The organism is Methylobacter sp. (assembly GCF_036845245.1).
Taxonomy (GTDB): Bacteria; Pseudomonadota; Gammaproteobacteria; order Methylococcales; family Methylomonadaceae; genus Methylobacter_A.
This window is the reverse complement of record NZ_DAIUEH010000005.1, coordinates 32,516-52,201: the sequence shown is the minus strand read 5'-3', so window position 1 is coordinate 52,201 and position 19,686 is coordinate 32,516. Positions and strand designations below refer to the sequence as shown.

Sequence of the window (19,686 nt, the reverse complement as noted above, 5' to 3'; positions counted from 1 at the left end):
GTAGATCATTTATGTTGCGAATTTATTTATTGCTGTGTTGCGGTTTGTTTTCTTTTTCGGTAATGGCGGATGATGATGTCTGGCTTTTAGTGGACACGAAAGCGCTCACCATTGAGGTAAAAAAAGGCAAGCAGACCCTTGAGACTATAAATGATATTGCCATTGGCCGAGGTGGCGCCGGATTTAAAAGTCATCAGGGCGATAACGTCACCCCTTTTGGCAGCTACAGGATAGGCTGGGTGGGTGAAAGCAGTTCTTTTCGAAAGTTTTTTGGTTTAACTTATCCGTCTGCGGAAGATGCTCAAAAGGCTCTGGAAGAAGGGGTTATTAATCAAGTAACTTATAACAGCATTATAAGCGCTCATCGGTCTCATCAAGTGCCGCCGCAAAATACGCCTTTAGGTGGGCGAATCGGTATTCATGGCTTGGGGAGAGCGGATGAAAAGATCCATAAATCAATGAATTGGACGCATGGTTGTATTGCGTTAACTAATGGTCAGATTGATCATTTAAGCCAATGGTTAGACAAAGGAACAGTAGTAAAAATAAAATAAAACTGGAAAATAATTTAAAAACAGTGCAGAATTAAAGCTAGTAAGCGTTTTTTGTTGTAATAACTTTATGAAGGGAAAATAATATGAAAAAAGTAATGAAATTATCAATGGTTGCTTTGGTTGCTAGCTTGGTTGTTGGTTGCGCAAGCACTTCAGATATCGAAAATTTACAATCACAAGTTGATGGCTTGAAAACTTCGGTTGCACAAGCATCTGCTGACGCTGCTAGTGCAAAAAGCGCTGCTGATTCTGCTTCTTCTCAAGCTGCTTCTGCTGAAGCTGCTGCTAACCGCGCAGCTCAGTATGCTCAAGACACAAACAGCAAACTGGACAGCATGTTCAAAAAATCAATGATGAAATAAATCATCTCTGATTTGAGAATAAAAAGCCCGGTGGGATTCCACCGGGCTTTTTTTTTGAGTACACAATTTGGTTGTGATGATTTGAATCCAAGCCCTGCTTACCCGTGGTAGAATAAAACCTTTTTGAATTCACCACATTTCATGCGTCTCATTAGAGGATTATCTCATTTAGAACCGTTAAAAAGCGGTTGCGTATTGACGATTGGAAATTTTGACGGCCTGCATTTGGGGCATAGAGCAGTAATAAAAAAACTGGTAGAACGAGGCGCAGCATTGGGTTTGCCTGTCGTTGTTATGACTTTTGAACCGCAGCCGCTGGAGTATTTCTTGGGGAAAAATGCGCCGTCACGGTTGATGCGCTTGCGGGAGAAAGTGATCCGGTTTTCTAAATTACCCGTTGATGATTTATTAATATTACGATTTAATCAATACTTTGCCGACTGCGATGCCGAGCAATTTATTCAAGATGTCTTAGTAAAGAAATTGAATATAAAGTATCTGGTCATCGGCGATGATTTTCATTTTGGCAAGGCCCGGCGCGGAAATTTCGCGATGCTCAAGGACAAGGGCAAGCTATTCGGTTTCGATGTCGAAGATACCGGGTCTTATCAAATAACCGGGCTTCGAGTAAGTAGTACCCTGATCAGGGATGCCTTGGGCGAGGGCGATTTGGCCTTGGCTGAGAAGATGCTCGGTTGTTGTTATTCTGTTTGCGGACGTGTGTCGCATGGTGACAAGCGCGGAAGAACCATCGGCTATCCCACTGCAAATATACAGATGTTTAGAAAAAACGCCCCTGTTAATGGTGTATTTGCTGTCACTATGACCGGTATTGATGGATGCGAATTTGAAGGTGTTGCGAATGTAGGCACCCGGCCCACGTTTGATGGTGGGTCAAAGGTTATACTGGAAGTTCATCTATTTGATTTTGATAGAGAGATTTACGGGCATTACGTGGAAGTGCATTTCAAACAAAAGATCAGGGATGAAATGCGTTTTCAGTCATTGGATGAACTTAAAGTCCAGATTATGAAAGATGTGGCTGAGGCCAAAGCCGCGCTTGACTCCCGGCACGCTTGCAGCGTACACACCATCCCTGGAAATAAAGATTTTTGCTGAGTTGAATTGTTATGACGATGGATTATAAAAAAACACTGAATTTACCAAACACTGCTTTTCCGATGAAAGGCAATCTAGCTCAGCGTGAGCCGGAACGTCTTAAAAAATGGAACCAAGCAGACTTGTATAACAAAATCAGGCAGGAATTTTCCGGGCGCCCCAAGTTTGTTTTGCATGACGGCCCTCCTTATGCCAATGGCGAAATTCACATCGGCCATGCGGTTAATAAGGTGTTAAAAGACATCATTGTTAAATCAAAATCGTTAAGCGGTTTCGATGCGCCGTATGTGCCGGGCTGGGACTGTCATGGTTTGCCGATTGAATTACAGGTAGAGAAGAAGATCGGTAAAGCAGGCGTTAAAGTCTCCCCAGCCATTTTCCGCAAAGCCTGTCGCGAATACGCCGGAAAACAAGTTAATATACAAAAAGAAGCCTTTATCCGCTTGGGTATTTTAGGCGATTGGGAGCATCCGTATTTAACGATGGACTTTGCTTTTGAAGCCGACATCGTGCGCTCATTAGGCAAAATCAGCCAAAACGGCCACATAGCAAAAGGCGCCAAGCCCGTACATTGGTGTACCGATTGCGGTTCTGCATTGGCTGAAGCGGAAGTCGAATACGAAGATAAGCATTCGCCTGCGATCGATGTACGTTTTCAGGTTGTAAACGAGGCCGGATTTTTGAGCCGATGCCATCATGTGCCTGAGCATGATGGAGTGGGGCCATTATCAATCGTCATCTGGACAACCACGCCGTGGACATTGCCGGCAAACCAAGGCGTGGCGTTGAATCCAGATCTGGAATACGCCGTCGTGCAATGCGAAAAAGACGGCAACAAAGAGCGTCTGGTCATTGCTGAAGCCTTGCTTAAAGATGCGATGCTGCGTTACGACATCGAAAACTATCATGTCATTGCCTACTGTAAAGGTGCAGCATTAGAGCATCAGTTATTGCAACATCCTTTCTATGATCGGCAAGTACCGATCATTTTGGGCGACCATGTCACCACCGAGGCCGGTACCGGTGCGGTACATACAGCGCCAGGGCACGGACAGGACGATTATGTGGTCGGCTTGAAATACGATCTGCCTGTTGATAATCCGGTTGGCAATGACGGTGTTTTCCTGCCGAACACGGCAATATTTGCCGGTGAGCATGTGTTCAATGCCAATGCCCATGTTTTGGAAGTGCTGGAACAACAAGGCAAATTATTGCATCACGTCGCAATACTGCACAGCTATCCGCATTGCTGGCGCCATAAAACCCCGATTATCTTCAGAGCCACGCCGCAGTGGTTTATCTCAATGGATAAAAACAAGCTACGCGAGCAGGCGCTGAGTGAAGTCAAGCGAGTTACCTGGATTCCCGAATGGGGCCAAGCGCGCATTGAAAGCATGATGGAAGGTCGCCCTGACTGGTGTATTTCCCGTCAGCGTACTTGGGGCGTGCCGATCGCGTTTTTTGTGCATAAAGAAACCGGCGAATTGCATCCTCGCACGGCTGAATTGATTGAACAAGTAGCCCAACGCATCGAACAACAAGGCATAGAAGCCTGGTTTGAGCTGGAAACTGCTGAATTGTTGGGCGATGACGCCGAGCACTACGAAAAAATGACCGACACCCTCGACGTCTGGTTCGACTCCGGCGTCACCCACGCTTGTGTCTTGGAAAAACGCGAACAGCTGAGTTTTCCGGCCGATTTGTATCTTGAAGGTTCCGACCAGCATCGCGGCTGGTTCCAGTCATCTTTGCTGGCATCAGTCGCAATGAATGGAGTTGCACCGTACAAGGCCGTATTGACGCATGGATTTACCGTCGATGCCGAAGGCAAGAAAATGTCCAAATCAAAAGGCAATGTTGTCGCCCCGCAATCGGTTATGAAGGATCTGGGCGCCGACGTGTTGCGTTTATGGGTTGCAGCAACAGATTATCGCGGCGAGATGAGTGTATCGGATGAAATTTTAAGGCGCACCTCTGACGGCTATAGGCGCCTTCGAAATACCGCGCGGTTTTTATTGTCCAATCTGGATGATTTCGATCCGGCGCATCACTCGGTTGATCACAAGGATTTACTGGCGCTGGATCGCTGGGTTGTGGACAGGGCGTTTACATTGCAGGAAGAAGTTAAAACCGCCTACGAAACCTACCAATTCCAGCATATCTACCAGAAAGTGCATCATTTTTGCGTAATTGATTTGGGCGGATTTTATCTGGACATCATCAAGGATCGCCAATACACCGCAAAAGCCGACGGTTTGGCGCGGCGCTCGGCGCAAACAGCGATGTTCCATGTGCTTGAAGCCCTGACGCGCTGGCTGGCGCCGATTATCAGTTATACCGCTGATGAGATTTGGCAATATATGCCGGGTCAGCGTAGTGAGTCGGTATTTTTGGAAACTTGGTATCAGGGTCTGATCAAGCTGGATGACGATTCCGCTTTGAATCGCGAATTCTGGCAAAAAATAATGGCAGTCCGAGCCGCTGTTGGTAAGGAGTTGGAGAAGAGTAGAGCCAAAGGCGATATAGGTTCCTCGCTGAATGCGGAACTCGAGCTGTACTGCAACGCCGAGTTTTTTGATGCCTTAAGCCAGTTGTCGGATGAACTGCGTTTTATCTTCATTACTTCCAACGCCTTGGTCATGGCTGAACAAGACGCCCCTGAAGAAGCGATTCAAACTGAACTTGAAGGCGTTAGATTAAAAGTCATCGTTTCAGAGCATGAGAAATGTGTGCGTTGTTGGCATCAACGGCCCGACGTGGGTAAACAAGCGGAGCATCCCGAGCTGTGCGGCCGTTGCGTGGAAAATATAGCGGGCGATGGCGAACACCGACACTATGCGTGATTTGGTTATGTTGAAATGGTTGTGGCTGTCGTTGTTGGCAGTAATTCTGGATCAAGCGAGCAAGCTTGCGATAGCGGCTTCCATGCAGCTTTATGAATCAATCCAGATCATGCCGTTTTTTAAGCTGACTTATGTGCATAATACCGGTGCTGCGTTTAGCTTTCTTAGCGAGGCCGGCGGCTGGCAGCGCTGGTTTTTTGCCGGATTGGCTTTGGCGATCAGTGCAGTTATTGCCGTTTGGCTGGCCCGGTTGAAAAAACATGAGACCTTGCTGGCAGTGGCTTTGGCGCTGGTTTTGGGCGGTGCTGTCGGCAATTTGATTGATCGGCTGGCTTACGGCTATGTGATCGACTTTCTTGATGTCTATTACCAGTCCTGGCATTGGCCGGCTTTTAATATCGCAGACTCCGCTATTACCTTGGGGGTGATTTTAATGTTGGCGGAATCGTTCGGTTTGGGGCATTCGAAAGAGCCGGTTTAATACGCTTAAAAAATGACACCATGGAGAGCATGAAGAAAAACTTTGTCCCCATGGTCAATAAAAGCCGTCTGTGGACGAGGCTATTTTAATAACCCTAATAGCCTTTGCCAGTCAAAAGATGCGCCCGGATCGTTTTTTCGTCCGGGCGCAATATCACTATGTCCGGTAATGTGTTGTGTCGACAGCTTAGGATACGCTTCAAGCAAGCTGCGAATCACCGCAGCGAGTTGTAGATATTGCCGGTCGGTATAATCGACCGATTCTGTACCCTCAAGTTCTATGCCGATAGAAAAATCATTACACCGATCCTTGCCCTTATAAGTCGATTTCCCCGCATGCCATGCACGTTTGTCGAATGGTACATACTGAACACAACTTCCATCACGCTTGATCAGTAAATGCGCAGACACGGTAAGTTGATGAATATCTTTAAAATAGGGATGTTCAGCAGGATCAAGCTGATTGCAAAACAACCGGTCGATATAATGATTGCTAAATTCGCCGGGTGGCAGACTGATGCAGTGAATCACCACTAATGAAATATCAGTAGGGTCGGGTCTTTCATCAAAGTTCGGTGAAAGCGTCCGGGTAATGCCGGTTAACCAGTGCTGGTCTATTTTCATGGCTTAATCAAGAAAGTAAAAATCGGGAATAAAACACAGTATTCAGGATGAATGCGCATATTATTAGTCAAAACACTACTGGGGTACTAGGCCATGACTAATTTATTTCCAAACAACGGCAGCCACATTGCCATGGAACACCGGCAACCAATGAATTCAAGTTTAAGCCAAATAAAGGCGTTTTTCTTCCAGCATTTTGAACAATCCGTTGATGATTGTTGCCTGCGTATCGATGTTGAATTTGGCTTGCAGTTGAACAAAAACCGGGAAAAAACGAATAAGGATCAATATATCAAATTGCTTGAATATCTTCGTTCGGTTCGGAAGAATATCAGCCAGAATTATTTATTGAAAGTTAATGAGGTCTTCGATGGCGGTTATCAGAATCCTGCAAATAATAGGGGAGAGCAATTAGATTTTTCTAAGGTCTCGCTAGCCAGTGAGGATGCGAGAAAAGAAAATCATGCGATTACAGTGATTATTAGCCAGTGTGAGCATTTATTTTATGAAGAACTGGCTACCCTGAATAAGCATCTTGCAATCCGTGAGGGCAAACAAACGATTGCCGACAGTCAAAACCCGATATTTCCGGAAAAATTGGTTCGTGCCTTGGTTGATGCGGTTAAGCCGCTAAAACTCAATACAGAAGGCCGGATTACGTTGTATAAAACCTTTGAAGCTAATGTCTTTAGTCAGTTAGGGTTTATTTATCGGGAACTGATCAAACGGTGCGAAGCCTCATCTTTAGAGTCTTATGTTGTGGATGAAATCAAGGAAGAGCTTGCGTCATTTGCTGTAAGCGTTGAACAGCCCAGCGTGGAGTTTGGGGTATTGCAGAAAAAACTAGATCTATGGAGGTTGGCTCATTTTCCTTCCGCTTACGATTTAATTTCAGCTACCGGTAACTTATTTTACGAATCATTTGAAATAAAAAATGCATTGCAAATTCTTCAGTTGATTAACGATGACCCGGATCCGAGAGCAAAAAAACAGCCGTTAAAATGGCGAGTGCTTAAACAGCTGGAGGAGTTGAGTTTTAGTGTTGACGTCAGAATTTTGGCTAAACAGGATGAAGACATGCTGGATTTGGTCGCTTTAATTTTTAGCGAAATAGAACAGGATAAATTACTCGAAGATCCAATAAAATCCGCTATTTTACGTTTGGAAACTCCATTGGCGGCGGCCTCTTTGGGGCAATACAGCGTTTTTACCAGTGTAAATAGTTCTGTCAGGCAGTTGCTCGATGATTTATTTGCAGCTGGATTGTTTTTAAATGCGGATGACAACAGCTCAATTCAGCAGCGTATTGCCAGTGCAATTAAAAAAATAACAAAGAATAGTGGATTCGAACTGTCCGGGTGGCAGGCAGAAGCGGACGAGTTCTCGAATTATTTGAACCAGCAAAAGCAGTGCAGACAAAATGCCGAAGAAAAAGCCAGAATGCTTATGATGAATAAACAAGCATTGGTATCGAGCAGAAAAGTAATCCTTGAAGCCATTGAAAACAGTATGGTGGGTAAAACGCTGCCGACAACGGTAGTCGGGTTTTTACGTAAGGTTTGGTCGGATGTCTTACTGGCAGCTTATGCAAGTAAAGACGAGCAGCCGGAACAATGGCAAAAATCAGTGCAGGCTATGGATGAGTTGATTGCCAGTGTCATGCCTCCGGCAGATGATCATCAAAGAAAACAGATATTAAAGATGTTGCCCGGCTTGATTGCGGAATTAAGAAATGGCTTGAAACGAATTTCATACGACAAATCCGCGCAGTCGCGCTTTTTTAAAGACCTTGCCGTATGGCATATCATCTTAATGGATAAAAAGGAAAAAACGCTAAAAGACGATACGCTGCCTGTTGAATACAAGAACATAAAAGCTGAGGTAATCGTGGATGACAGCGCAGAGCAGGCCGGAAATCTTGTTGAGGGAAGTTGGGTTGCATTTTTCTCTGAAGCCGGAAAGCAATGGGGCAAACTACTGTGGAAAGATACGGTGACAGAAGCTATGCTGTTTGTTGGAAAAAATGGAGTAAAAATATTTGAAATTCAAACTGCCGAATTGGCGGAAAAGCTGCGACTAGGCTTGGCCGCCATTGTTACGATTAATGAAAGAACGATCACAGAACGAGTGTTTTCAGAATTAATGAGCTTATGACAGAACAATTGAAAATTATAGAAATAAAACTCTTCCTCGAAGAAGACATCGGTTCCGGAGATATAACCGCAGCCATTATCCCTGAATCTATGACAGCTGAAGCCGAGGTGGTTACTCGGGAAGACATGGTGCTTTGCGGTCAAGCCTGGTTTGATGCGGTATTCAGGCATCTGGATGCAAATGTCAATATCAATTGGCTGGCGGGAGAAGGCGAGTCGATTGGCAAAAATACGCTTTTATGCAAGCTCAGCGGTTCGGCCAGGGGCTTGTTAACCGGCGAGCGTACCGCGCTGAATTTGTTGCAAACCTTGTCCGCAACGGCAACGGTCGCCCGGCAATATGCCGACGCGATTGCCGGTACGGGCTGTAAAGTGTTGGATACCCGGAAAACTATTCCGGGTCTGAGAAACGCGCAAAAATATGCAGTAGCTTGCGGCGGCTGTTATAACCATCGGATCGGCTTATATGACGGCGTCTTGATCAAGGAAAATCATATCATCGCAGCAGGCTCCATTGGTCAGGCAATTAGGACGGCGCGTGAGCTGACGTCGGCTCCTGTGGAAGTGGAGGTTGAGTCGATGCAGGAATTCCTGGAAGCGGTCGCGGTAAAGCCGGACCGGATCATGCTGGATAATTTCAGCCTTGAAGCTTTGGTCGAGGCGGTCAAATTAAATGCCGGTATAGAGCTTGAAGCTTCCGGTAATATCGGCCTGGACAATATTAGGGCGGTTGCCGAAACCGGCGTCGATTATATTTCCATCGGCGCATTAACCAAGCATGTCAAAGCGGTTGATTTATCGATGCGAATTAAACTGGTGCATTAAGATGATTGAAAATCCCGAAACATTGGTCAAACAGATCAATCATGGTGTTTATGTGATCGGCGTCGGCAAGGGCGAACGTCAAAATGCCTTTACCGCGGCCTGGGTGATGCAGGTGTCTTTCGATCCGTTGTTGCTGGCGATCAGTATTAACCCGAAGCATTATTCCTACCAATTGATGCAGGAAAGCGGTGTTTGTACAGTTAATGTGTTGGGGCGGGATCAGTATGCGATAGCGAAACATTTCGGCCGATCCGCTCCAGATAAGATGGCCGGTTTTCAGTGGCGGCAAGCCGAAACCGGTGCGCCTGTTTTATCCGAAAGTTTGGCTTATTTTGATTGCGAGGTCAGTCATTATGCCGATGCGGGCGATCATAAAATAGCCATCTGCAAGGTGGTTGCAGCGACAACGCTTAATCCAGGGCGGCCGTTGCTGTATAACCAGACCGGCGACATGGACGGCAGCAGCGAGTTATATAGATAAACTGTGCCTATTCAGGTCTGTTATTCACCACGAAGGCACGAAGGACACGAAGTTTATGTTTTTTCTTCGTGCTCTTCGTGCCTTCGTGGTGAAAATTTCTTCAAACCAGCGGAAACATTTTATCCGGATTGAGTATGCCGTTCGGATCGAATTGGCGCTTAATATTCCGCATTAATTCCAAAGAATTTGCATCCAGTTCCCTATCGACAAAATCCCTTTTTTCTAGGCCCACGCCGTGCTCGCCGGACAGCGTGCCGTTTAGCGCCAACACCAACGAAAAGATTTCATCCAGGCAAGCGTGGGCTTTTTTGCCTTGTTCCGGTTCATCCGGATCAAGCAATAAATTTACATGAATATTGCCGTTGCCGGCGTGACCGAAATTAATAATGGGCAGATCATATTTTTTTGAAAGTTCGCCTAAGCCGGCTATCAGTGCAGGTATTTCGGTAACCGGCACCACCACATCTTCATTGATTTTTTTCGGGGCCACTTTGCGCAATGCGGGAGACAATGCTTTTCGGGTTTGCCATAGCGCTTTAACTTCGGCATCGGTCTGAGCCAACCTGATATCCAAAAGGCCGTCATTTTTGGCGGCGGCGGCTACTTTTTCAGCTGCCGTATCCAGACCTTCCCGTTGTCCGTCGACTTCAATCATCAACATGGCCCCGGCATGTTCCGGCAGGTCGGATTCCGAATATTGCCGGATCATATTGATCGCATTGCCGTCGATAAACTCCAGCGCACACGGAATCACCGGCTGCGACATGATTGCCGAAACGGCCTTGGCTGCATCAAAAACCGAGTTATATATGGCCCTGAGCGTTTTAGTCGCTTCCGGTAGCGGTGTCAGCTTTAACGTGGCTTGGGTGATAATCGCCAGCGTACCTTCCGAGCCGAGTATCAGCCGGGTCAGGTCGTAACCGACCACGCCTTTGCTGGTATGAACGCCGACGCGGATTTCCTTGCCGGCGCCGGTGACGGCGCGCAAGCCCAATGTGTTTTCCCTGGGCGTTCCGTATTTTACCGCTCGGGGTCCTGCGGAGTTATAGGCCAGATTGCCGCCAACGCTGCAAAAGGCTGCGCTGGTCGGGTCGGGCGGCCAAAAAAATCCTCTCTCTTTGACGATATCTTGCACCTGCTGGTTGGTCATGCCCGGTTCCACGATGATGTAGCGGTTATCGGGAGAAAATTCGACCAGTTTGTTCATGCGTTCCAACGACACAATCAGTCCGCCTTTGAGCGGGACGGTCGCGCCGGTGGTGCCAGTGCCGCGACCCCTGACGGTCAGCGCAACGTTGAATTGATTGCAGGCGCTAACGACACTGACGACTTGCTCATGCGTGGTTGCAAAAACGACGGCCTGAGGCAGTACATGTCGACGGCTGTTGTCGTAGCCGTAAGTCCAACAATCTTCAGGTGCAGTTAAAATGTCTTGGGCGGCAAAAATTTCAGCCAGTAATTTTGAGAAATCTTTCGGCAGGGGGGCAATATTAGTCAAGGTATTCAAAAACCGTAATAATTTGATTTATGTCGGATTGATGTCTGGCCGCTTCGATGGCGGCCGCGCCTTCGTTTCTATGCACCAGTCCCATCAAATAGACCGTTCTTTGTTCGGTAACGACTTTTATCCAGGATGCATCGAATTCGGGTATTTGAGTGAGTGCGGTTTTTACTTTACCGGTAATCAAAGCGTCATTGGCGCGGAAATTTAAAGGGCTGGGATCCTCAATAGCAAGCTTGTCGTGCACCAGTTTTACGTTGGGAATGACGCGGACGATGTCTATAATCCTGTCGCGAAATTCTTCTTTTGGCGTCTCGCCGGTGACCAGCACCGCGCCGTTGTAGGCGGTTATATTAAAATGGCATTTTTCGCGCAAGTCATAATAAGCATTCAGCTTGGCAGCGGCATGATCTTCAATTGCTTCGTCAGCTAAAATCGCCTCGCGGCTGCGGCGGTCGTTTAATAATGACAAGCCGGTTATTTCCGCGCCGCCGGTCTTAATCGTCGAACACCCCCCAATAAAAAGACTTTGCATTATCAGTAATAACAAAATTTTTTGCATGACTTAGCCCCCGAATAATTGATGATCGATTAAGTCACACAGGCAATGGGTAATCAATGCGTGTACTTCCTGAATATGAATAGCGGCGTTTGACGGTACACGAATTTCTATGTCAGTTTCATTGAGTAACGCCGCAATCATGCCGCCATTATTGCCGGTCAGGGCGATGACAGTGATGTCTTTATCGTGAGCCGTAGTAACGGCTTTGGCGATATTGGCCGAATTATTACCGTCGGTGTAAGCGACCAATATATCGCCGCTTTGCCCCAAGGCCCTGAGCTGCTTGGCGAAAATATCGTCAAAATGATAGTCGTTGGCTATCGCGGTAATGGTGGTTGTATCGGTGGTTAAAGCAATGGCGGGTAGCGAAGGCCGATCACGGTCGTATTGATTCAGCATTGCCGATGAGAGCATTTGGGCGACGGCTGCCGAACGGCCATTGCCGCAAGTGATTATTTTTTTATCATTAAGAAGGGTTGCAACCAGCCGTTGCGAGGCAAACTCAATGAGTTCGCCGAGGTTGTTTAGCGTATCTTGCTGGGTTTGGATGCTGGTTGTGAAATGGTTAATTATGCGATTTTGTAGGCTCATAGCAAACAATTATAAAGGCTATCGCCTAAGCCTGCGACACTTTTTAAATTCAACAGCTTGAAGGTTTTGCGGGCTTATACCCGTATTGTCGGCAGCATGGAAAGTGTAGTGATTTAAAAGGCATTTTGTATCCAGTCAATATGGCCATTACCGGAAATAGCGATTACGTCGAAGCGGATAGGGCTGTCTGTCTTTTGGGATGAAAGATAAACATGCGTTGCCGCTATGATGCGGGATTGTTTGGAGCGGGTGACGCTTTCAGCCGCGCTGCCGTATTTATCGGTTTTGCGGAATCGGACTTCGATGATGACCAGCGTCAGTTTGTCTGTCATTATTAAGTCGAGTTCGCCCTGTTTACAGCGGAAATTCCGGCATACCGGTTTGAGCCCTTTATTGATCAGGAAGTTATGGGCTTGTTCTTCGGCGCTTTCGCCGCGAATTAAATGTGCGGCTTTGGTCTTGAGCTTAGTAAACAGCATGGTTGACCGGTTTTCTGGGTTCAGGCATTGAGCCGGTGTTTTCAGTAGTAAGGTCGCTTATTTCAGGTTGCCCGTCTATGAATTTGGCGCATGTCAGCTTGCGTTTGATGCGTTGATCGGTGGTCAACGATAGATTTCCGGTTGCGCCGGGGTAAGGATCAGCTTCCAGGTTATCCAGGCGTGTTGCCAGGTTATAGGCGTCAATGCCCATTGCAATCAGGCGTAAATACGCGCTGGGAAATTGTTTCCAGGTTTCTTTTATCGAGTCCATTGCCAGTTCCCCCTGATAGGCTTTATTGAATAACCAGGGAGTATCGCAAAAAGTTATTTTATTTAGGTCCGCATCCAGTGACGGGTTGACTTGTCCAGTGTAAACGTTGGGCATTGCGTAAACGGGGAGGTTGCTCGCCTGATAAAATTGGAGTTGGGGATTGATCGAACGCGCTTCTGCGCTATAAGCACTTAGTAATATCGCATCAGCATCCTGTCGTCTTCGTGGTGTGTATTTCGCGCCGGGTATCAGTGCAAGGATTTTATTGTAACGGCGCTCGCTTTCATCCAGGTTCAGCAGTTTTTGAATCGATGCTGAAAAGTCGGTCTCTTTAGGATTATAGGTTTGGGTTTCCAGTATAGTGCCGTCTTGGTTTTGCCAGTCCTCCGTTAAATAATTGGCGATACGTTTACCCGGTGCGTTATCAGGAATCAGCAGCAATGCTTTTTGATGACCATCGGCCCATGCTTTGTGAGTAATTTGGTCGGCGTCATCCAGCGGACTAAGGCTAAACTGGTAGAGCTGATTTTTTTGCAGGCCCGGAATATGATTTAATGCCAGCACGGGTATGTCAAATGTAACGGTATTGGCCAAGCTTTGGATGTGTTCTTTATCAAGTGGGCCAATGATCAGCTGGGCGCCTTCTGCGACAGCCTGGTTATATAAAGCTACTGGTGCCGATTGCTCGCTGTCGTATAAGTGAATAGTGGGCTTGGCGGTATTGCCCGTATGGTTGTAAGCAGCCATGAATCCCTCACGGATAGCTTTGCCGGCTTGGGCAAAGGTTCCTGATCCTGGCAGCAATAATGCGATAGTTTTGGGTTGGAAGGACGCATTTTTTGGCGCATCGTAAGGGCTATCCAGAAAACTTAAGTCAGCTGGATGTGTTGGAAAAGTTGCGCGCCATTGGTTTATTTGGGCGCTAAAATCAGGCTGGTTTATATATTTTAAAATGTTGGCTAAAGACATCCAACCGGCTAGGTCGTCTGTTTGGTTGCTCTGTAATTCGGAGTCGGGTAGCAGGCGTAATGCTTCAAGAATAGCGGCCTGGTTTTTTTTTAGCTCATCGGGAGATGTTATTAGCCGGTGCAGCTGTATTCTGGATTTGGCGCTGCCGAGCAAGTTTCCTGTTAACGAGTAGGCAAAGGCTTGTGATTGAAAGTACTTGATTTGATTATCCGGCGTGAGTTGTTGCGGCTGAATCAATGCCAGGTCTTCAATTGCCTGTTCTGCCTCGCCAAAGCTGAGTCGTATCTGGACATAAAGAAGACTCAGCTGGGCGCGTTGTTCGGACGACAGTTCGGCTGGATTAATGGCGTCGGCCGTTTGTTTTGCGGTAATGCCGTCGCCGGCCTGAATAAATGAATCGACAGACTGTAAGTGCTGTTGATTTTGTTCCACAGGTGATAGGGCTGGTCGCATCGGATCCATACCGATTACAGCACTTCCGCCATCCCTGGTAGTCGTGGGATACTGGTATAATTTAACCATTTGCGCCGGTTGGTCGTTTCTTATTAAGGGTTGCGTTATCAGTGTCTCTTGCCCGGGCGCGTTACGCTCCTCCTGTATTGCTCCACTTTCTGTATTTGTGGCGGCTACGGGGGCGCAGCCGGAAAAAAACAATAGGCCGGGAAGCAGGGCGCATAATAATGGCGGCTTATATTTTGGTTGCATCTTTTTAGTGGTTTTCAAGTGAGTGTATCGAATGTCAAGTGAATGCGGCAAATTATACGTTGTTGCTACTCCGATAGGTAATTTAGCGGATATTAGTTTCAGAGCGGTTGAAATATTAAAACAGGTTGATTTGATTGCTGCGGAAGACACCCGGCATGTGAAAATGTTGTTACAGCATTACGGCATTAGCAATAAGCTGATTTCGTTGCACCAGCATAATGAAGATAAGGCTTCGGCAGGGTTGTTGGAGAAGCTTCGCGAAGGACTCTCTATTGCGTTGGTTTCCGATGCAGGAACGCCTCTGCTGAGTGACCCGGGCATGCCGCTGGTGAAAATGGTCAAGGATGCAGGTGTCGATGTTGTGCCCGTTCCGGGAGCTTGCGCGTTGATTGCTGCGTTATCTGCTGCCGGGTTGCCGGTCACTCAGTTTGTATTTGAAGGCTTTTCGCCGAGAACTTCATCGGCGCGAAAAGCCTTTTTCAGCGAAAGATTAACATGTCCGATAACCTGGATTTTTTATGAGTCCAGTCATCGAATTCTAGCCTCATTGAAGGATATGGCGGAGATATTGCCGTTGGACCGGCAGATCGTCATTGCCAGGGAGCTAACCAAGTTGCACGAGACTATCGTGAAAACCAGTTTGGCCGAGGCAGTTAAATTGGTGGAAGAAGATGCCAATATGAGGAAAGGTGAATTTGTGGTTATTGTCGATGGTGCGGTCATTGATAAAAAAGAGCAAATCATCACGCCTGAGCAGGAGAAAATACTGCGTGTGTTATTGGCTGAGTGCTCTATTAAAACGGCGGTTGCAATGGCTGTAGAAATTACCGGCGTTAGAAAAAAACTGTTGTATCAGGCCGCATTAGACATGGAAAAAGCCAGAGCGTTGTAATCTTCTCTCTAAAATAGAGGGGTGATCTTGGTCTGTTTTTTGCTTATAAATTAAGGTTGATGCATATCATGTTAATGCGGATGTGTGGTATACTGCATATTGAAAGAGTCGGCTGAGCAGTCGCTGTTTTATCGCAAGATAAGATGGAGGAAAGTCCGGGCTCCATTGGGCAGGGTGCCAGGTAACGCCTGGGAGGCGTAAGCCTACGGAAAGTGCCGCAGAAAATATACCGCCTGTCACTAGTGACCGGTAAGGGTGAAAAGGTGCGGTAAGAGCGCACCGCGCAACTGGTAACAGGAGTGGCATGGTAAACCCCACCCGGAGCAAGATCAAATAGAGGGACAGACGCGTGGCCCGCGCGGTTCCTGGGTAGATTGCTTGAGCTGTAGGGCGACCTGCAGCCTAGATGAATGACTGTTCTCGACAGAACCCGGCTTATAGGCCGACTCTTTCTTCCTTTTTTCGAGCTTTCTGCTCGATATTCATAATGCCTTTAAGGTGTCAGGCTGTCCGATAATTATTGCGGCGGCATTTTTGATCCAGTCCTCACTTTTATCAAAAAATCCGGAAGCTTTCGATAGCTTTAAACTTAAAGTACTTTCTCATTAATATTAATTAACTTTCTGATAAGAACTATAAAATATTTTGCTATGTGTTGTGTGGTTATGCCATCTCCAGAGCGTGGTGTAAGTCATTGTCGAAAAAGAAAGAATCTAAATGAAATCATCCTTGACTAGGGTGTATTTGAAATCTATAGTGGACACAAGTGGAGAAAAGTGGAGAAAAAGGGTTTTTTTGGGGAGTCGGGGTAAATCTTGTTTCGAGGCATTAGTTCAATCAATTTAGACGGCAAAGGACGTCTTGCAATTCCTACTCGTTATCGGGAAGAGTTACAGGATTGTTGCGAGTGCCAGATGGTTGTGACAGTCGCTGTCAATGAACGATGTGTTGGAGAGAACGGTTGCTTATGGCTTTATCCGATGCCTGAATGGGAAAAGCTTGAACAAACGATCAGTAAATTACCCACATTAAATAAAATGGCCGGTAAATTAAGGCGGTTTGTTATTGGAAATGCATCTGAATGTGAAATGGATGGGCAGGGGCGTTTATTGCTGCCGGAAAAGTTGAGGACATTTGCAAATGTGGACAAGAAAATTGTATTGGTTGGTCAGTTGAATAAATTTGAACTTTGGAATGAAGAAGCCTGGATAGCAAAAGAAAATGAATGGCTGAATGGTGACGATAATGAAGGGTTGGAAGATCTAGGCTCATTATCCTTTTAATACGGGAGATTTGTTAGTGGAACATTTGCCCGTTATGTTTGCAGAAGCTTTGCAGCAGTTGGCTATTAAAGAAAACGGTGCTTATCTGGATTGTACTTTTGGTCGAGGCGGACACAGTCAGGGAATTTTAAATTTACTGGGTCCATCCGGGCGATTGTTGGCATTTGATCGGGACTTGGATGCGATTAGCTCTGACTATGCGCAAGCCATGCTCGAAGATAAACGGTTTAAGTTGAAACATACGCCTTTTTCTGAGCTGGAAAATATAGTTATAAACGAAGGTTTGGCTGGAAAAATTGACGGTATATTGATGGACTTGGGCGTGTCATCGCCTCAGCTGGACAATCCTGAAAGAGGTTTCAGTTTTTTGCGTGACGGGCCATTGGATATGCGGATGGATGGCAATGCGGGTGTTACGGCAGAACAGTGGTTGGCCGGCGTCCCCGAAAAGGAACTGGTTAAGGTTTTATTTGAATATGGCGAGGAGCGATTTGCACGACGCATAGCTCACGCGATTATTGAAAAAAGAGCCGTATCGCCAATTACAACAACCAGGGAATTGGCAAAGCTTATTGAAGACGCAGTTCCGGTCAAAGAGAAACACAAGCATCCGGCAACCCGCAGCTTTCAGGCTATTCGTATTGAAATCAATAGCGAGTTGGATGAGTTAAAGACTGTTTTGCAGCAGTCCGCCAGGATTTTGAGTTCACATGGCCGCTTGGTGGTTATTTCTTTCCACTCATTGGAAGACCGAATCGTTAAACGATTTATCAGGGCTGAGTCAGGAGCTAAATACAACCCTGGAAAATTGCCCATTAAAGAAATCGATATCGCTAAAGGCATTTTGAAGAAAGCAGGCAAAGCCCTGAAAGCAGGGCAGCAGGAAACTGACCTGAACCCGAGAGCACGAAGCGCAATCATGCGAGTAGCTGAGAAAGTTTAAGTGACAGCAAGTCGATATTTAGGAGTGGGTGCACTGATATTGGTGCTGTTGATATCCGCTCTGGCCGTAATTTACAGTAAATACCAATCGCGATTAATTTTTATTGAAATCCAAAAGCAGGAAAGAGCTTTGGATCAGTATGAAGTGGAATGGGGGCAGCTGCAATTGGAGCTGACAACCTTGGCAGAACAGAATCGGGTAGAGCAAGTGGCGCGGGAACAATTGAAGCTGGTCATGCCGTTGCGGGAAAAAATTATTTATATAAAGCCGTAAATGATGCATTTTCAAGGCAGAAATAGGACAAATAGGCCCGCCGCCAATTTTTCAGGACGAAGGAGAATAGTAGTCGTTTTTATAATGGCGTGTATGGCTGTGCTGGTTGGCCGGGCTGTCGATTTGCAGGTATTGAATAAAGAGTTTCTCAAAGATCAGGGTGACATGCGCCATGTCAGTGATGTGCCGGTTTCGGCATATAGGGGCATGATAAAGGATAGAAATGGCGCGCCGTTGGCAATCAGTACACCTGTCGAGTCCATTTGGATGAATCCGCAAGAGATTGAGCCGGCAAAAGAAGACGACATCGGGCAAATGGAAAGCTTGTTAAATTTGCCTAAGGGAAAGGTCAGCGAGCTGGTTAAGAGTGATACGCACAGGCAGTTTGCTTATATTGCTCGGCAAGTTAGCCCGGTAATTGCTGACCAGGTCAAGGCATTAAAACTTACGGGTATTTATTTCGAGCGGGAATTCAAACGTTTTTATCCAGCAGGAGAAGTTTCGGCGCATTTAGTCGGTTTTACCGATATTGATGATGTCGGCCAGGCGGGACTTGAATCGGGATATGAGAAATCATTAAAGGGAATACCAGGCAGCAAGCGGGTTATCAGGGATGGGCAGCGTCGGATTATTGAAGATGTAGAAAATATAAAAGAGCCTGTTGCAGGCAGAAATCTGGAGCTCAGTATCGATCAGCGCATCCAGTACTTGGCGTATCGGGAGTTGCAACTGGCCGTCAACCTTAACAAAGCAAAATCAGCGGCGCTGGTGGTATTGGATGCAAAAAGCGGGGAAATTCTGGCGGCAGTGAACCAGCCGTCATTTAACCCGAATAGCAGAAAGAGTTTAAAGGAAAGCCTGTACAGAAATAGATCAATAACCGATGTATTCGAACCGGGATCGACGGTCAAGCCCTTTGTTGTCGCAGCTGCTTTAGACGGAAGATATGTTAAGCCAAATGAGGTTTTTGAAACCCACGGATTTTATCAGGTCGGAAAGCATCTGGTTAAGGACGTGCATAATTATGGAACGCTGGATTTGACAGGTGTGCTGAAAAAATCCAGCAATGTCGCGGTCAGTCAAATGGCACTGCGAATGCCGCCGGAATATTTTTGGGGAATTTACAATAAATTAGGTTTTGGTGTTGCTGCCGGCTCCGGCTTTCCTGGTGAAGCCAGTGGAAGCTTGCTTGATTACCAAAGCTGGCATGAGTTTGACAGGGCGACTTTGTCATTTGGCTATGGTGTGAGCACATCGGCGCTCCAGTTGGCAAGAGCCTATACGGCATTGGCAGACGACGGCATTTTACATTCGGTTAGTTTGTTAAGGCGGGATGAGGATGTTGATCAACAGCGGGTATTTTCAGCCAAGACCGCCAAAAGAGTCAGGGCTATGCTGGAAACAGTGCTTATGAAAGACGGTACCGCTTACGAAGGCAGAGTCGATGGCTACAGCGCAGCCGGTAAAACCGGAACGGTAAAAAAAGCCGGTGCGGGCGGATATGTTGAAAAAAGTTATTTTTCTGTTTTTGCGGGCATGGCACCAGCCAAGAATCCGCGATTGATTATCGTAGTTATGATTGATGAGCCTTCTGCAGGCCAATATTATGGCGGGATAGTCTCAGCTCCGGTGTTTTCCAAAGTGATGGCGGGAGCTTTGAGAGTGTTGGAAGTTGCTCCTGATCAGCAAGACAATATGCCTATCTTGTTGACACGAAAAGGTCCTTGATATGACAACTGAAATCGATGCGGAAAATAGAACAACGCATGGGGCAAT

At 46.6% G+C, this 19,686-nt stretch carries 19 protein-coding genes and 1 other RNA gene; 14 read left to right on the top strand and 6 right to left on the bottom strand.

The window, feature by feature from the left end; translation table 11 throughout:
* Positions 1-11 precede the first annotated feature (11 nt).
* The 5 genes from V7051_RS03805 (at position 12) to lspA (ending at position 5,359) form a co-directional block, all read left to right on the top strand.
* Positions 12-554 carry a L,D-transpeptidase family protein gene (locus V7051_RS03805; RefSeq protein ID WP_333873735.1) on the top strand — a complete coding sequence of 181 codons (543 nt, stop codon included), beginning with the start codon at positions 12-14 and terminating at the stop codon, positions 552-554.
* 83 nt (positions 555-637) lie between these two features.
* Positions 638-916: an Lpp/OprI family alanine-zipper lipoprotein gene (locus V7051_RS03800; RefSeq protein WP_006890699.1), complete on the top strand. Its 279-nt coding sequence runs from the start codon at positions 638-640 to the stop codon at positions 914-916.
* A gap of 141 nt (positions 917-1,057) precedes the next feature.
* Positions 1,058-2,035, top strand: coding sequence for a bifunctional riboflavin kinase/FAD synthetase (ribF, locus tag V7051_RS03795; protein ID WP_333873736.1), 978 nt, complete (start codon positions 1,058-1,060; stop codon positions 2,033-2,035).
* Between the two features lie 11 nt (positions 2,036-2,046).
* Positions 2,047-4,878 (top strand): isoleucine--tRNA ligase, encoded by a 2,832-nt coding sequence (gene ileS, locus V7051_RS03790; protein WP_333873737.1) that lies wholly within the window; start codon positions 2,047-2,049, stop codon positions 4,876-4,878.
* A gap of 7 nt (positions 4,879-4,885) precedes the next feature.
* Positions 4,886-5,359, top strand: a complete 474-nt coding sequence (gene lspA / locus V7051_RS03785) for a signal peptidase II (RefSeq protein WP_333873780.1) — start codon at positions 4,886-4,888, stop codon at positions 5,357-5,359.
* Positions 5,360-5,439: 80 nt separating this feature from the next.
* Here the strand turns inward: lspA and ampD are convergent, their stop codons facing one another.
* A complete protein-coding gene (ampD, locus tag V7051_RS03780) occupies positions 5,440-5,982 on the bottom strand; it encodes a 1,6-anhydro-N-acetylmuramyl-L-alanine amidase AmpD (protein WP_333873738.1) in 543 nt (180 codons plus the stop codon).
* A 93-nt stretch (positions 5,983-6,075) separates the two neighbouring features.
* On the opposite strand from ampD, the gene V7051_RS03775 reads away from it, so the two are divergent.
* The 3 genes from V7051_RS03775 to V7051_RS03765 are packed head-to-tail and all read left to right on the top strand — an operon-like array spanning position 6,076 to position 9,441.
* Complete coding sequence (locus V7051_RS03775) at positions 6,076-8,136, top strand: DUF1631 family protein (RefSeq protein ID WP_333873739.1); 2,061 nt, start codon at positions 6,076-6,078, stop codon at positions 8,134-8,136.
* Positions 8,133-8,960 carry a carboxylating nicotinate-nucleotide diphosphorylase gene (gene nadC, locus V7051_RS03770; RefSeq protein ID WP_333873740.1) on the top strand — a complete coding sequence of 276 codons (828 nt, stop codon included), beginning with the start codon at positions 8,133-8,135 and terminating at the stop codon, positions 8,958-8,960. Before V7051_RS03775 ends, nadC begins: the two co-directional genes overlap by 4 nt.
* Position 8,961: 1 nt before the next feature.
* Positions 8,962-9,441, top strand: a complete 480-nt coding sequence (locus V7051_RS03765; protein ID WP_333873741.1) for a flavin reductase family protein — start codon at positions 8,962-8,964, stop codon at positions 9,439-9,441.
* 100 nt (positions 9,442-9,541) lie between these two features.
* Here the strand turns inward: V7051_RS03765 and V7051_RS03760 are convergent, their stop codons facing one another.
* The 5 genes from V7051_RS03760 to V7051_RS03740 form a co-directional block, all read right to left on the bottom strand.
* Positions 9,542-10,939, bottom strand: a complete 1,398-nt coding sequence (locus V7051_RS03760; protein ID WP_333873742.1) for an FAD-binding oxidoreductase — start codon at positions 10,937-10,939, stop codon at positions 9,542-9,544.
* Positions 10,932-11,504 carry a BON domain-containing protein gene (locus tag V7051_RS03755; RefSeq protein ID WP_333873743.1) on the bottom strand — a complete coding sequence of 191 codons (573 nt, stop codon included), beginning with the start codon at positions 11,502-11,504 and terminating at the stop codon, positions 10,932-10,934. Before V7051_RS03755 ends, V7051_RS03760 begins: the two co-directional genes overlap by 8 nt.
* Positions 11,505-11,507: 3 nt before the next feature.
* On the bottom strand, positions 11,508-12,095 hold the full coding sequence (locus V7051_RS03750) for an SIS domain-containing protein (protein WP_333873744.1): 588 nt from the start codon (positions 12,093-12,095) through the stop codon (positions 11,508-11,510).
* A gap of 113 nt (positions 12,096-12,208) precedes the next feature.
* On the bottom strand, positions 12,209-12,574 hold the full coding sequence (locus V7051_RS03745) for a YraN family protein (RefSeq protein ID WP_333873745.1): 366 nt from the start codon (positions 12,572-12,574) through the stop codon (positions 12,209-12,211).
* Complete coding sequence (locus V7051_RS03740; RefSeq protein ID WP_334181123.1) at positions 12,561-14,336, bottom strand: penicillin-binding protein activator; 1,776 nt, start codon at positions 14,334-14,336, stop codon at positions 12,561-12,563. Before V7051_RS03740 ends, V7051_RS03745 begins: the two co-directional genes overlap by 14 nt.
* Before the next feature lie 214 nt (positions 14,337-14,550).
* Here V7051_RS03740 and rsmI point away from each other — a divergent pair, with 214 nt between their 5' ends.
* The 6 genes from rsmI (at position 14,551) to V7051_RS03710 (ending at position 19,638) form a co-directional block, all read left to right on the top strand.
* Positions 14,551-15,411 carry a 16S rRNA (cytidine(1402)-2'-O)-methyltransferase gene (gene rsmI / locus V7051_RS03735; RefSeq protein ID WP_333873747.1) on the top strand — a complete coding sequence of 287 codons (861 nt, stop codon included), beginning with the start codon at positions 14,551-14,553 and terminating at the stop codon, positions 15,409-15,411.
* A 104-nt stretch (positions 15,412-15,515) separates the two neighbouring features.
* Positions 15,516-15,865, top strand: an RNA gene (rnpB, locus tag V7051_RS03730) — RNase P RNA component class A.
* Between the two features lie 361 nt (positions 15,866-16,226).
* Entirely contained in the window at positions 16,227-16,694 is a 468-nt protein-coding gene (gene mraZ, locus V7051_RS03725; protein ID WP_333873748.1) for a division/cell wall cluster transcriptional repressor MraZ, read from the top strand.
* 16 nt (positions 16,695-16,710) lie between these two features.
* The gene (gene rsmH, locus V7051_RS03720; RefSeq protein WP_333873749.1) at positions 16,711-17,637 is read left to right on the top strand and encodes a 16S rRNA (cytosine(1402)-N(4))-methyltransferase RsmH; all 927 of its coding nucleotides are present in this window, start codon (positions 16,711-16,713) and stop codon (positions 17,635-17,637) included.
* Positions 17,638-17,910, top strand: a complete 273-nt coding sequence (gene ftsL / locus V7051_RS03715) for a cell division protein FtsL (RefSeq protein WP_333873750.1) — start codon at positions 17,638-17,640, stop codon at positions 17,908-17,910.
* Positions 17,911-19,638, top strand: coding sequence for a peptidoglycan D,D-transpeptidase FtsI family protein (locus tag V7051_RS03710; protein ID WP_333873751.1), 1,728 nt, complete (start codon positions 17,911-17,913; stop codon positions 19,636-19,638).
* The last annotated feature ends 48 nt before the right edge of the window (positions 19,639-19,686 follow it).